The sequence below is a fragment of the Balneatrix alpica DSM 16621 genome (genome assembly GCF_000619885.1).
Lineage (GTDB): Bacteria > Pseudomonadota > Gammaproteobacteria > Pseudomonadales > Balneatricaceae > Balneatrix > Balneatrix alpica.
Genome location: NZ_JHUZ01000006.1, coordinates 687841 through 701356 on the forward strand (window position 1 = coordinate 687841; position 13516 = coordinate 701356).

Consider the following 13516-nt stretch of genomic DNA (forward strand, 5'->3'; position numbering starts at 1 on the left):
GTTTCGACGGCTGTCCAAGAAGAACCATGGAGCTAATTCGCGGTTTACATAATATCAGTGCGCGGCATCAGGGCTGTGTGGCCACTATTGGTAATTTTGATGGTGTCCATCTTGGCCATCAACAGGTGCTGCAGCAAGTTAAGGCAGCCGCCGAACAATGGCGGGTACCGAGTTTGGCAATCACCTTTGAACCCCAGCCCCGTGAGTTCTTTATGCCGGATAATGCGCCGGCGCGTCTGACTCCCTTCCGTGACAAAATGCAGGGATTGGCGCGCACTGGTCTGGATGCGGTACTGTGCTTGCCCTTTAATGAAGCGTTGCGTCAATTGCCAGCATTAGCTTTTATTGATCGCATTCTGTTGCAAGGGCTGCGGGTGAAGCATTTTGTCGTGGGCGATGATTTCCGCTTCGGCTGTGATCGTGCCGGTGACTTTAATCTGCTTAAGCGCGTAGGTCAGGCTCGGGGTTTTGAGGTGGTGAATACTCAGACCTTTGCCGTGCAAAGTGAGCGGGTCAGCAGCTCACGAATCCGGGCGCTGTTGGCTGATGCCGACCTGGCAACTGCGGAAGTGTTGTTAGGACGTCCTTATCGTTTGAGTGGGCGAGTGGTAAAGGGGCAGCAATTGGGCCGTCAGCTGGGGGTGCCAACTGCTAACTTCAGCCTTAAGGGCAAGCGGCCTGCATTGCAGGGGGTGTTTGCCGTTAAAGTCTACGGTATGGATGATAAACCCTGGCCTGGAGTCGCTAATATTGGTATGCGCCCCAGTGTGAATGGACGTCAACCTGTACTGGAAGTGCATTTATTTGATTATGTCGGCAACCTCTATGGACAGCATTTGGAGGTGGAGTTTTGCCACTTTTTGCGTCCGGAGCAACGTTTTGCCGACTTGGTTGCGTTACAGCAGCAGATACATCTGGATATCCACGCCGCCCGTGACTGGCATCGCCAGCAGGGTTGGTCGTAAACCTGTTTTTAGCCTGAGTGAATAACCCATGACCGACTATAAGAGCTCTCTGAATCTGCCGGAAACGGCCTTTCCCATGAAAGCCGGTCTCGCCCAGCGTGAGCCGGAAATCCTTGCTAAATGGCAGCAAATGGGGTTGTACCAAAAGATTCGTGAGATTAGTCAGGGTCGTGATAAGCAGTTCGTTCTGCATGATGGCCCTCCCTATGCCAACGGCAATATCCACATTGGCCATGCCGTAAACAAAATCCTCAAGGACATCATCGTGCGGGCGCGGACCCAGGCTGGTTATGATGCCCCCTATGTGCCGGGATGGGACTGCCATGGTCTGCCCATTGAACACAAGGTTGAAACGACCCACGGTAAGCATCTGGCGGGGGATAAAACCCGTGAGCTGTGCCGTGACTATGCGACCGAGCAGGTGGAAGCTCAGAAGGCGGACTTTATTCGCTTAGGGGTGTTCGGTGAGTGGGATAACCCCTACAAAACCATGAACTTCACCAACGAAGCCGGGGAGATTCGTGCCCTGGCTAAAATTGTTGAGCAGGGGTTTGTCTTCAAGGGGCTCAAGCCAGTTAACTGGTGCTTTGACTGTGGTTCGGCGTTGGCTGAGGCGGAAGTGGAGTACGCAGACAAACAGTCACCAGCTATTGATGTGGGCTTCCCGGTTGCTGATGAAGCGGAATTGGCCCAGGTGTTTGGTTTGGATAGCCTGGATAAGCCTGCGCAATTGGTCATCTGGACCACCACCCCCTGGACTATTCCGGCTAACCAAGCTTTGAATATTCATCCTGATCACTTCTATGCCCTGGTGGACGTCGGTTCACGTTACCTGGTTCTGGCAGAGGAGTTGGTGGAATCCTGTCTGCAGCGTTATCAGCTGGAAGGTGAAGCGGTGGCGCGTGCTCAGGGCGACGACCTGGAGAACATTCGTTGCCGTCATCCCTTCTATGAGCGTTTCTCGCCTATTTATCTGGCGGACTACGTTGAACTGGATGCCGGTACCGGCATTGTTCACTCTGCCCCTGCCTATGGTGAGGATGACTTTGCCACCTGCAAAGCCTATGGCATGGAAAATGACGACATTCTGACCCCGGTGCAGTCCAATGGGGTATATGTCGATGATCTGCCTTTCTTTGGTGGCATGATGATTTGGAAGGCTAATCCGCAGATCGTGGCCAAATTGGAAGAGGTTGGTTGCCTGCTGGCCCATGCGCCTATTACCCATAGCTACATGCACTGCTGGCGCCATAAATCACCCGTGATTTACCGTGCTACGGCGCAGTGGTTTATCGGCATGGATGTGCCTTCGGTGAAAGGTGATACGCTGCGCCAGCGTGCACTGGCTGCTATTGAAGAAACTGACTTTGTTCCCGGCTGGGGCAAGCCGCGCTTACAAAGCATGATTGCCAATCGTCCTGATTGGTGTATTTCCCGCCAGCGTAACTGGGGCGTGCCTATTCCGTTTTTCCTGCATCGTCAGAGCGGTGAGTTGCATCCTCGCACGGTGGAGTTGATGGAAGAGGTGGCTAAGCGAGTCGAGCAGCAAGGGATCGAAGCCTGGTTCAAGCTGGATGCGGCTGAGTTGTTAGGTGATGAGGCGGCTGATTACGAGAAAATCTCCGATACTCTGGATGTGTGGTTTGACTCCGGCACTACCCATTGGCATGTGCTGCGCGGTTCTCATCCCCTGGGGCATGAGCAAGGCCCGCGTGCGAATCTGTATTTGGAAGGGTCGGATCAGCATCGTGGCTGGTTCCATTCCTCTTTGCTGACGGGTTGTGCGATGGATGGCCATGCGCCCTATCGCCAGTTACTGACCCATGGTTTTACCGTGGATCAGTCAGGACGCAAGATGTCCAAGTCCCTGGGCAACGTAGTGGCACCTCAGGATGTGATGAATAAGTATGGGGCTGATATCCTGCGTTTGTGGGTAGCTGCCACCGACTTCAGTGGTGAGATGGCGGTCTCCGATGAGATTCTAAAGCGTACGGCAGATGCCTATCGCCGTATTCGTAACACCGCGCGTTTCCTGCTGGCCAATTTGAGTGGCTTTGATCCCGCTCAGCATTTGGTACAGCCTGAGGATATGTTGGCGCTGGATCGTTGGGTGGTGCATCGTGCAGCAGAGTTGCAGGATGAAATTACCGAGGCCTATGAGCAGTATCAATTCCTCAATATCTATCAGAAAGTGCATCACTTCTGTTCGTTGGATTTGGGCTCCTTCTACCTTGATATCATCAAGGATCGTCAGTACACCACACCGGCGGATAGCTTGGCGCGACGTTCGGCGCAGACTGCGCTGTATCATATCGCCGAAGCCTTACTGCGCTGGGTGGCGCCGATTATGTGCTTTACCGCTGAAGAGGCTTGGGGATATTTGCCCGGTGAACGCCTGGAGTCTGTCCACCTGACAACCTGGTATGAGGGCTTGTTCCGTCTTGACGATCAGGAAGAGTTGAATGCTCCCTTCTGGCAGCAGATCCAAGAAGTGAAGCAGGCGGTGAATAAAGAGCTGGAAAATCAGCGGAATGCTGGGGTTATCAAAGGTGGCTTGGCGGCAGAGGTGACTCTTTATGCGGAAGCTGAGCTCTTTGATGCGCTGCAGAGCCTGGGTGAGGAGCTGCGCTTTGTGACCCTGACTTCCGAGGCGCGGGTATTGCCCCTGGCTCAAGCTCAGGGCGTGCCGCCCAGTGAAATGGATGGCCTGTTAATTAGTGTGCAGCCATCTGCGCATGCCAAGTGTGGACGTTGCTGGCATCACCGCGAAGATGTGGGTAGCCATGCAGAGCATCCTGACCTCTGCGGTCGCTGTGTGACTAACCTCAGTGGAGCGGGCGAACAGCGCCGTTTTGCCTGATGTTAGCTTGGCAGCGCTTGCATTGGTTATGGTTGAGCCTGGTGGTAGTGGTGGCCGATCTGGCCACCAAAGCCTGGGCGTCGGCTAGTTTGATGTATGGGCAGCCGGTATATGTGCTGCCTGTATTTGATTTCACCCTACTGCACAATACCGGTGCGGCCTTTAGCTTTCTGGCTGCTGCCAGTGGCTGGCAGCGTTGGCTATTTGTGTTGGTGGCAGTGGTGGTGACACTAATGATTCTGCACTGGCTGGTACGCTTACAGGCTGGCCAGCGTTGGCAGGCTATTGCATTGAGTCTGATCTTAGGAGGGGCGTTAGGTAATCTGCATGACCGTATCCTGTTGGGTTATGTGGTGGATTTCCTGTCCTTTCATTATCAAGATTGGTATTTCCCCGCCTTCAATCTGGCTGACGTGGCGATTTCGATTGGCGCTGTGATGATGGTGCCGGAACTGCTACGGCGTCCCGAAGTAGATGAGAAAGCAACATGAATACAATGCCCATAGGGCCTGGCACTAAGGTCACGCTGCACTTTGCGTTAAAGCTGGCGGATGGTGCTGTGGTGGATTCTAACTTTGAGGGGCAGCCTGCCACCTTCACTGTTGGTGATGGCAGCCTGCTGGAAGGTTTTGAGCGGGTGCTGTTTGGCTTGGTTGCGGGAGACGAGCAAGAGTTTGTGCTGACGCCTGAGCATGCTTTTGGTCAGTGGAACCCTGCCAATGTGCAGCAGTTTCCACGTAAACAGTTTGCTGATCTACCGCTTGAGCTTGGTCTGGTGTTGAGCTTTGCTGATGCTAATAAAGGTGAGCTGCCAGGAGTGATCGCCGAAATTGGTGAAGAGCGTGTAAAGGTCGACTTCAACCATCCACTGGCAGGTAAAGATATTCACTTCTCTGTGCGCATTCTGCAGGTTGAGGCCGCTTAAACACTTATCTTGGCTGTGTTGGTCTGGAGATAAGGTGCCTAAATAGCGGCATTTCCTCTTTGGGGCTTGGGTTGTGGCGAGCTTTGCCGATATGCTTAGGATTCTGGCGCATCGTTGATCAGTTTGCTAAGTGAGGAAGAATGCGCAACTCGGCTCCTGTTTCTGTCACCCGTTCTGAGCGGTCGCGACAACAAGGTTTGACCTTGATCGAGGCACTGATCACTTTGGTATTGATCAGCGTCGGGCTATTGGGTGCAGCCGCTTTTCATATTAATACGCTGCGTGAGGTGCAATACGTCTATCAGCGTTCCCAAGCTATTGCTCTGGCGGAAGACATCGCAGGCAGAATGCAGGCCAGCCGTGCCCAGGTAGCTACTTTTCTATTTGATAGTCAGGCAGCTCAAGCTAATGCGGAGTTGAATGCTTGGCGTAACCGTGCCTTAGCCTTGCCTTCCGGTCGAGTGATTGTGGCTCAGGTAGGTGCAAATCCGCTGTACCAGATTCGCGTTTTTTGGGATGAAGACCGTGATGGTGATGCTGGCACAGGTGGCTGTGATCCTGCAGCGCGCAATGCCAATGACCTCGACTGTTACCAGTTATTGTTGGAGTTGCAGTGATGAGAGGGCATTACCAACGAGGGCTGTCACTGGTTGAGCTGATGATCGCGATGACTATCGGCTTATTGTTGATGCTAGGAGTGTTGGAGGTGCTGCTCAGTGGTAGGCAGACCTATATGCAGACCCGTGCCCTAGCAAACTTGCAAGAGTCGGCGCGTTTTTCCCAACTGTTTATCAGTGATCAATTACGTCATGCGGGCTTTAATGAAGACCCGATTCAGAGTATGTCTACCGCGTTTCCTGCTAGTAATGTACCCGTTGCGAATATTTGGGCTGCTGGACAGGTGGTGGCCGGAGAAACCAACAACGCCAATAATGCCGATGCCATTTTGAATGGTTCTGATACCGTTTTAGTGCGTCTGCGAGGTGCTAATCCCTTGGGCAGTAATGACTTGCGTGATTGTCTGAATCAACAGGTTACTGCAGGGGAGAGTATTGTGATGCGATTTTTTGTCGATACCGCTTTTACCCTACAGTGTGAGGTGCAGGGCTATGTGGGGACACCTGCCAATAACCGTACTCAACCGCTGGTGGATGGGGTGGAGCAGATGCAGGTGCTGTTTGGTGTTGATTTGGATGGTAATGGTCTGATTAGCGAAGCTGCAGGTGAATGGTTAACGGGAGCGGCCTTGACTGCGCGTGCAGTTGCCGACAGAAGTAATGTATCGGCTGTTCGTTTAGGCTTGGTTGTGGGTTCGCAAATTGAGGTGGATCGTCCTGCGGCGGCGCAGGCTTTTAATGTCTTTGGGCGTAATATCAATACTGTTAACAGTCGCCGTGCTCGACAGCTATATGAAACCACCTATTGGCTACCGAATGTGGCCCTGACCCAGGAGCGCTAAGATGCCAAAACAACAAGGGGTAACCCTGCTGGTGGCGTTGATTAGCCTGACTCTGGTGATGATTGTCGGCACCGCCGCTTTTCACAGCGCTCAGTTCGAAGCTAGGGTGGAGAATGCCAAAGTGGATAGTCAAATTGCGTTGACCACCGCAGAGTCTGCCATTGTTGAGGCTGAGCAGAGAATTCAAACCCAGGTGCTATCCTTTAACGATACGAATGGTTTGTACGATACTCCAGCCGGCGCAGCGGAAGAGTGGCGCCAAGTCAATTGGGATAACCCCAATGGTACTGAGGTGGTGATTTTTGCTCGAAATCTGGCAGGGCAGGATAGTCGTATTGCCCGGGCGCCGCGCTATATCATCGAGCAGTTGCCGGAGCCTGCTGGCTTTATCTCCAGTCAAGTGAGTGGTTTTGGTACCCGGGAAAAGATGGAAGTGTATCGGATTACCGCCGAGGGCACGGGCTATAGTCAGGATCTACGCCGTTACCTGCAGGTGCACTACACCCGCATTGTGAGCGAATAGCGATGAAAATATTGCGAATACTATTATGGGTATTGACTACCAGCCTGATGACGGTGGCAGCGCAAGCAGCAGAATTGTCACAGGGGCCTTTTGCCTCGCAGGTGTCGGCGAAGCCGAAGATGATGATTCAGCTTTCCAGGGACCATGAGCTGTTTAAGAAAGCCTACCAAGACTATACCGATCTTGACGGGGATGGAGAGCTGGATACAACCTACAAAAATAGCATCTCCTATGATGGTTATTTCAATCCAGATCTTTGCTACGCCTACAGCACTCAGGGCAATGGTAAGTTTTATCCTGTAGCAGCGGCCAATAACCATAAGTGTTCGCAGCGTTGGAGTGGCAACTTTTTAAACTGGGCCACCATGACGCGCATCGATATGGTGCGTAAATCGTTGTATGGCGGTAAGCGTAATGTCGACCCTTCTAATACGAACCAAGCAACAGTGCTAGAGCGAGCTTTCCTGCCGGATGATATTCATGCGTTTGCAAAAGTGTTTACAGGGGGGAGTGGGGCTCAGGTTAGCGACTTTACTCCGTATTCATATAATTCGTTGACGCTTTGTAGTGTTTCTACTTCAGACTTTAATAGCGCTAACGCGAATAACCCGCCGCTTATTCGGGTTGCACAAGGTGTATGGCCATTTTGGGCGATGAAGGAGCGGCCACAGTGTGATTGGAATGCTACTTGGAATCAGCGAGTGTCAGATTACCGGGTGAGTGCACCTTATGATATGACCGTACGAGTTGAGGTTTGCGATGGAGTGCTAGATACCCGGAGTGAGCTGTGCAAGCGCTACCCACGTGGGCAGATTAAACCGATTGGGCTATTGCAGAAGTATGGTGAAGATGACCGTATTCATTTCGGCTTGGTGCTGGGCAGCTACTACAAGCATGTAAAGGGTGGTGTCTTGCGGAAGCAAATGGGGCCTCTTAATGGTTATTCTCCTAGCGATCAGGAAGTAGATCCTGATACGGGTGTGTTTGGGAGTTCAGCTAAGGGCATTATTCAGATTGTCGATGCGTTAGCCATTGTTAACTTCAATAATGATGTTTATAGCGATTGCAGTGCCCCCGGCATCGCTAAGTCAAGTATGAAGCAGGATGGTTGGTGTACTAACTGGGGCAATCCGTTAGGAGAAATGTTTTTAGAAAGTCTGCGGTATTTAACGCTTGAGTCGAATCGTACTGCTTACTCAAGTTATAACGTAGGGGATAATGATAAGAACTATCTTGACCCTTCACTATTTAAAGAAGTGGCGTGGGGAAGTGACCCCTGGCCCCAGGCGGATGCCTGCTCTAATTGCAGTGTGTTGGTCTTTTCCTCCGGTGTGAACTCTTTTGATATTGATGAGCTTGGGGCCGCTTCTTCTATTCGTGGGTTAAGTGCTAGCGAGCTGAACCGCAGAATGGATGAAATCGGTACGCTGGAAGGGCTTTACGGTAAACAGTATCTGGTTGGGGTGAGTGGTAATAATAATGACGAAAGCTGTACGCCGAAAACGGTGAATGCGCTTTCTAATGTTAATGGTTTATGTCCAGATGCCCCTACCTTGGAGGGGGGCTATGCCCTTGCAGGGGCCGCTTACTATGCGCGCACCAGTGACCTAAAGAGCTATTTCGGTACGCAAACGGTATCGACCTATGGCTTGTCGCTTTCTGAGGCGTTGCCAACGCTAACCTTCTATGCAGGTAACAAAGGCCTCAACTTTATTCCAACTTGCCGGGCGCGAAGCAATGGCAATGCCGCTTGGCGGGCTTGCAGTATTACGGATGTTTTTATTGTTAATCAGACCCGGGATAGCCAAGGGCGTTTGGTTAAAGCCAAGTTATTTATTGGTTGGGAGGATTCCACCTAGGGCTTTGACTACGACATGGATACCGTTGCAGAGATTGATGTCTGCGTAGGAAGCTACTGCGGTAATAACAGTGGTGTGGCATCAAACGAGCTGAGGGTAACCCTGGGGGCGCCTTATAAGGCTGCGGGGCACCAAATGCAAATGGGCTATACCCTGATTGGTAGTAATAATGATCAGACACATTGGGCAGAGTTATTGCACTCCAATAATGGTAAAAGCTGGATTTATAATGACTGGGTCAATATCAGTACTTACTTAACTAAGTATTACAATAATCAGACCCCTTATTTCCCCTATACCGTTAATAAGTTTGTCGTAGTGGGGAGTGGTGCCAATAATCCTCTGCTACCTAATCCGCTGTTGTTGGCGGCCAAATATGGTGGTTTTAAAGACTTGGATGGTAATGGTAAGCCTACACATAGCTCGGGAGATAATCGCGAGTGGGATGCGGATGGGGATGGTATTCCTGATAACTATTTTCAGGTGAAAAACTTTAATGATTTGCCAGCTTATCTCACTCGTATTTTTAACTCAGTTGCCGCTGGCGCAGGTTCGGCTGCTGCGCCCGTGTCCAGCAGTGCTAGTGTTTCCTTAGATACCTACGTGTTTACCACCAAGTTTGATAACACCAAATCCTGGAATGGGAACTTAACGGCATTTCAGTTTGGTGCTAATAACCTTTTGACTCAGCGCTGGGATGCTGCGACTCAATTGCGTAGCAAAGATCACAATACACGTCGTATTGTGACCTGGGATGCCAGTACTCAGAGTGGCATTCCGTTTCGCGAGGCAAACCTGACGGCGACACAAAAGGCCGCTTTGATCATTAATCCTGATGGCGGCACCAATAACCTCACTAACGTCATTAATTATTTGCGCGGCGATCACAGTAAAGAGCAGGATCAAACGGGCGGAACCTTCCGCACGCGTTTAACTGAGACCAGCCTTAAGACTAAGCTGGGGGATATTGTTCATTCTTCCCCTGCCTATGTAGCGAAGCCGAGTAATTTCTACCGCGATACGATTGCAATTCCTAAGTATTCAGACTTTAAAACGGCGCAGGCTAGTCGAGCTGCGATGGTCTATGTTGGGGCCAATGATGGCATGCTGCATGCTTTTGACGCCCTGACGGGAGAAGAGCGTTTTGCTTATATACCCTCCGTACTTATTCCGCACTTACCCCAGTTAACCAGTGCTAATTACCTCCATCGTTATTATGTCGATGGCACGCCAACTGCTGTGGATGCAGTGGTCGGCGGAAACTGGATGACGGTATTAGCGGGGGGGCTGAGAGCCGGAGGAAAGGCAATTTATGCATTGGATATCACAGATCCAGGTAGTATGGGTTCTGAGAGTAATGTGGCTAATCGGATCTTGTTTGAATATGACGAGGCGGCGGATAAAAACCTCTTCGTGCAGAATGCCAATCGGGATAAGTCCTATCTGGGTTACACCTTCTCGCAACCTGCAGTGGTGAAGTTAAACGACGGTAAATGGGCGTTGCTGTTTGGCAATGGCTACCAGAGTGAGGCGGGTGAAGCGGCGCTCTATGTTATCTATTTGCGCAAGTTGAGTGCTACCTCGCCCTGGAGCACCAGTGATGTGCGTATTATTAAAACTGGAGCGGGGCCATTGGTGCAGGGTAATGGGCGTAACCAAACCATTACGCTCAATGGCCTGAGTGAGATAGCGCCTGTCGATAAAAATGACGATGGCACAGTGGACTGGGTCTATGCTGGCGACCTGCTAGGCAATTTATGGAAGTTTGATTTGACTGCATCTTCGCCAAGTAGCTGGGGGGTGGCGAAGCAGAACAATATTGCTAAGCCGTTATTTGTGGCTCGTGATGCTAATAATAATTACCAGCCGATTACCGCACGACCGGAGGTAGCAAGGGTCAATGCGAGTCAGTACCAAGTCTATGTCGGGACAGGTAAGTACTTTGAGCTTGGGGATAATGCGCTGGCGAGTATCGGCCAGAATACCTTCTATGCCATTAAGGATGATGGCGCGGCACTGGATTTACGTCGCACTAGTTTAGCTCAGCAGACCTACACCTACATCAGCAACGGGCAGACAGCTCAGGCGTATCGTACGGTGAGTCAGGTGACGCCGACCTCCAGCCAGTACGGTTGGTATTTGGACTTGGATAAGGATGTTGGCGAAATGGTAATCGATCGGGCGTTACTGCGACGTGGGCGAATTTACTTTGCGACCTTGCTCCCTAATGTGGATCAGTGCGGCAGTTTTGAATTAGGTTGGTTGATGGCGCTAGATGCTTTAACGGGTAAGGGGATGACAAAACCGATCCTTGATCTGAATGGTGATGGTGCGATCACCGATTTGGATAAAGTGAATGGCAACTCGACCTCAGGATGGCGTGGCGCTCGACAGTCTACCCCCCTTATTTTGGATAATGGTGATAAAGATGTGTTGGTGCGTCCTGGAGAGGAAGGTCAACCGCCGGTTGCTACCCCATTAGAGAAGGCAACGCTTTATCGAACAAACCGAGTGAACTGGCGTGAGGTGTATCTAAACTAATGGTCAAGCAGCAGGGTTTTACCCTTATCGAGGCAATGATTGTTGTGGCAATAGTCGGCATCTTGGCTGCTATTGCCTATCCAAGTTATCAGCGTCATGTACAGGATTCGCGCCGAGCTGATGCGGCGGCGGTATTGATGCAGCAGGCGATGCAGATGCAACGTCACTACAGTAATAACTTTAGTTACCTCGGTGCGGCAGCGGGAGGTGCTAACACTGGGGCTCCGGCTGGGCGTTTCACTCAAGCCCCCTTGGATGTACCTGCCGCGGATAGCTTTTATACCATCACCATCAATGCTGCGACCCAGCAAACTTATACCCTTTGGGCAGCGTCTCGTGGCGCTCAGGCAAACGACCGCTGTGGAACCTTGACACTGAATGAGCAAGGGGTGAAAGGAGTGATTAATGGCAATGGACAGGCGGTAGCAGATTGTTGGTAGTGTAGAGCAGTTAACGATAAAGGCGCTGTGTTAAGCGCCTTTATGCTTTATTGGTCTTGGCAAGAGCTAGCCGTGTTTCATTAAACGCTCTTTCTGTCGTTGCCAATCGCGTTCACGTTCGGTATCGCGTTTGTCGTATTCTTTTTTACCCTTCACTAAGGCGATGTCGCACTTAACCAGATGACCTTTCCAATAGAGGGAAAGTGGGACGCAAGTGTAGCCTTTCTGGGAGATGGCGGTGGCCAAGCGATCAATTTCGCGTCCGTGTAATAGCAGCTTACGATCGCGCAATGGGTTGCAGACCACATGGGTGGAAGCAGAAAGCAGAGGGCTGATATGGGTGCCCACTAGCCAAACTTCGCCATCCTTGACCAGTACATAGGTATCTACCAGGCTGGCGCGGCCCGCGCGCAGACTTTTGACTTCCCAGCCCATCAAGGCCACACCCGCTTCGAAGCGTTCTTCAATATGATAGTCATGGCGCGCGCGTTTATTTTGCGCGATGACATTATCACCGGAGGATTTTTTCTTCTTGCTCATGGACTTGGGCACATTAACGAACTGGGCGCCCATTATGCGCAAAAAGCTGGCGGGAATGAAGGCTTGCAAGCAGTTGGTCGTTTAGGGGTAGACACCTAAAGGGAGAGTGCTTATCATACAGAAGATTTAGCTGGCCGATTTTTGACGGTTGGTCAGTTTTCCCAGACAGCAAAAGGCGAGATGCGACTTAATTGGTTTCATCTCGCTTTTTTACACCTGTGACCACCACTACTGTTGCGCTCATGCCGGGAGGTAGCATTGTCTAAACCAGCCATTCTGGCCCTTGAAGATGGCTCTATATTCCGGGGGGTTGCGATTGGCGCTGATGGCCAGTCGGTTGGGGAAGTTGTTTTTAATACTTCCATGACCGGATATCAGGAAATTCTCACCGATCCCTCCTACGCCCGCCAAATTGTCACCCTCACTTATCCCCATATCGGTAATACCGGTACCACCCACGAAGACGAAGAGTCGACCCAAATTTACGCCGCAGGCTTGGTAATTCGCGACCTGCCTTTGCTAGCCAGTAACTTCCGTAATGAAGCCGCGCTGGATGACTATCTGAAAGCACGTAACATTTTGGGTATTGCTGATATTGATACCCGACGCCTGACTCGCATTTTGCGCGAAAAAGGTGCGCAAAACGGCTGCATCATGGCTGGTGATGTGGATGAGCAGGCTGCCATTGCAGCGGCTAAAGCTTTTCCCGGTCTGAAGGGCATGGATTTAGCCAAGGAAGTGACCGTGACGGAGCCCTATCAATGGACAGAAGGGGTATGGGAGTTGGGGCAAGGCCACACTACTCCTGCCCAACAGCCCTATCATGTGGTTGCGTTTGACTATGGCGTGAAGCGCAATATTCTGCGCATGCTGGCTGCACGTGGTTGCCGTCTGACGGTCGTGCCTGCACAGACTTCTGCCGCCGAAGTGTTGAAGCTCAATCCTGATGGTGTGTTTCTTTCGAACGGCCCTGGCGATCCTGAGCCTTGCGACTATGCCATCACAGCGATTAGTGAAATTCTGCAGACTCAGGTGCCGGTGTTTGGCATCTGCTTGGGGCATCAGTTGTTGGCTTTGGCAAGTGGTGCCAAGACCGCAAAAATGAAGTTTGGTCATCATGGCGGTAACCACCCTGTGCAGGATTTGGACTCTAAGGTGGTAATGATCACCAGTCAGAACCATGGTTTTGCTGTGGATGAAAGCAGTTTGCCGGCCAACCTGAGGGCAACCCATAAGTCTTTATTTGATGGCTCACTACAAGGGATTGAGCGTACTGATAAAGCGGCCTTTAGTTTTCAAGGTCACCCGGAGGCCAGCCCTGGTCCCCATGATGTTGCGCCCCTGTTTGATCGCTTTATTGACCACATTAAGGCCTATCGGGCGCAGCGCTGATTCAGGCGCTAC

At 51.4% G+C, this 13516-nt stretch carries 12 protein-coding genes; 11 read left to right on the top strand and 1 reads right to left on the bottom strand.

Annotated elements, in window-relative coordinates; all coding sequences use genetic code 11:
- The first annotated feature begins 26 nt into the window (after positions 1-26).
- From ribF to Q334_RS0103805, 10 genes are all read left to right on the top strand, one after another.
- Positions 27-965, top strand: coding sequence for a bifunctional riboflavin kinase/FAD synthetase (gene ribF / locus Q334_RS0103760; protein WP_027312044.1), 939 nt, complete (start codon positions 27-29; stop codon positions 963-965).
- 28 nt (positions 966-993) lie between these two features.
- Positions 994-3825 (top strand): isoleucine--tRNA ligase, encoded by a 2832-nt coding sequence (gene ileS, locus Q334_RS0103765; protein WP_027312045.1) that lies wholly within the window; start codon positions 994-996, stop codon positions 3823-3825.
- A complete protein-coding gene (gene lspA / locus Q334_RS0103770; RefSeq protein WP_051527494.1) occupies positions 3825-4316 on the top strand; it encodes a signal peptidase II in 492 nt (163 codons plus the stop codon). The genes ileS and lspA overlap by 1 nt, the downstream gene beginning before the upstream one ends.
- Positions 4313-4750 carry an FKBP-type peptidyl-prolyl cis-trans isomerase gene (gene fkpB / locus Q334_RS0103775; protein ID WP_027312047.1) on the top strand — a complete coding sequence of 146 codons (438 nt, stop codon included), beginning with the start codon at positions 4313-4315 and terminating at the stop codon, positions 4748-4750. The genes lspA and fkpB overlap by 4 nt, the downstream gene beginning before the upstream one ends.
- A 140-nt stretch (positions 4751-4890) precedes the next feature.
- Positions 4891-5367 (top strand): type IV pilus modification PilV family protein, encoded by a 477-nt coding sequence (locus tag Q334_RS19815; RefSeq protein ID WP_027312048.1) that lies wholly within the window; start codon positions 4891-4893, stop codon positions 5365-5367.
- On the top strand, positions 5367-6209 hold the full coding sequence (locus tag Q334_RS0103785; RefSeq protein ID WP_027312049.1) for a PilW family protein: 843 nt from the start codon (positions 5367-5369) through the stop codon (positions 6207-6209). The genes Q334_RS19815 and Q334_RS0103785 overlap by 1 nt, the downstream gene beginning before the upstream one ends.
- A gap of 1 nt (position 6210) precedes the next feature.
- Positions 6211-6732, top strand: coding sequence for a pilus assembly PilX family protein (locus Q334_RS0103790; RefSeq protein WP_027312050.1), 522 nt, complete (start codon positions 6211-6213; stop codon positions 6730-6732).
- Positions 6733-6734: 2 nt separating this feature from the next.
- Positions 6735-8591, top strand: coding sequence for a hypothetical protein (locus tag Q334_RS0103795; RefSeq protein ID WP_027312051.1), 1857 nt, complete (start codon positions 6735-6737; stop codon positions 8589-8591).
- 15 nt (positions 8592-8606) lie between these two features.
- The gene (locus Q334_RS0103800; RefSeq protein ID WP_027312052.1) at positions 8607-11132 is read left to right on the top strand and encodes a pilus assembly protein; all 2526 of its coding nucleotides are present in this window, start codon (positions 8607-8609) and stop codon (positions 11130-11132) included.
- Positions 11132-11572 (top strand): type IV pilin protein, encoded by a 441-nt coding sequence (locus Q334_RS0103805; RefSeq protein ID WP_027312053.1) that lies wholly within the window; start codon positions 11132-11134, stop codon positions 11570-11572. The genes Q334_RS0103800 and Q334_RS0103805 overlap by 1 nt, the downstream gene beginning before the upstream one ends.
- Before the next feature lie 66 nt (positions 11573-11638).
- Here the strand turns inward: Q334_RS0103805 and smpB are convergent, their stop codons facing one another.
- The gene (gene smpB / locus Q334_RS0103810; protein WP_027312054.1) at positions 11639-12112 is read right to left on the bottom strand and encodes an SsrA-binding protein SmpB; all 474 of its coding nucleotides are present in this window, start codon (positions 12110-12112) and stop codon (positions 11639-11641) included.
- A gap of 258 nt (positions 12113-12370) precedes the next feature.
- Here smpB and carA point away from each other — a divergent pair, with 258 nt between their 5' ends.
- The gene (gene carA, locus Q334_RS0103820; RefSeq protein WP_027312055.1) at positions 12371-13504 is read left to right on the top strand and encodes a glutamine-hydrolyzing carbamoyl-phosphate synthase small subunit; all 1134 of its coding nucleotides are present in this window, start codon (positions 12371-12373) and stop codon (positions 13502-13504) included.
- Positions 13505-13516 lie beyond the last annotated feature (12 nt).

What these genes read in the sequence shown, in the direction of transcription:
- ribF (WP_027312044.1), top strand. Translation starts at nt 27, where the DNA reads ATGGAGCTAATTCGCGGTTTACATAATATCAGTGCGCGGCATCAGGGC.
- ileS (WP_027312045.1), top strand. Translation starts at nt 994, where the DNA reads ATGACCGACTATAAGAGCTCTCTGAATCTGCCGGAAACGGCCTTTCCC.
- lspA (WP_051527494.1), top strand. Translation starts at nt 3,825, where the DNA reads ATGTTAGCTTGGCAGCGCTTGCATTGGTTATGGTTGAGCCTGGTGGTA.
- fkpB (WP_027312047.1), top strand. Translation starts at nt 4,313, where the DNA reads ATGAATACAATGCCCATAGGGCCTGGCACTAAGGTCACGCTGCACTTT.
- Q334_RS19815 (WP_027312048.1), top strand. Translation starts at nt 4,891, where the DNA reads ATGCGCAACTCGGCTCCTGTTTCTGTCACCCGTTCTGAGCGGTCGCGA.
- Q334_RS0103785 (WP_027312049.1), top strand. Translation starts at nt 5,367, where the DNA reads ATGAGAGGGCATTACCAACGAGGGCTGTCACTGGTTGAGCTGATGATC.
- Q334_RS0103790 (WP_027312050.1), top strand. Translation starts at nt 6,211, where the DNA reads ATGCCAAAACAACAAGGGGTAACCCTGCTGGTGGCGTTGATTAGCCTG.
- Q334_RS0103795 (WP_027312051.1), top strand. Translation starts at nt 6,735, where the DNA reads ATGAAAATATTGCGAATACTATTATGGGTATTGACTACCAGCCTGATG.
- Q334_RS0103800 (WP_027312052.1), top strand. Translation starts at nt 8,607, where the DNA reads ATGGATACCGTTGCAGAGATTGATGTCTGCGTAGGAAGCTACTGCGGT.
- Q334_RS0103805 (WP_027312053.1), top strand. Translation starts at nt 11,132, where the DNA reads ATGGTCAAGCAGCAGGGTTTTACCCTTATCGAGGCAATGATTGTTGTG.
- smpB (WP_027312054.1), bottom strand. Translation starts at nt 12,112, where the DNA reads ATGAGCAAGAAGAAAAAATCCTCCGGTGATAATGTCATCGCGCAAAAT.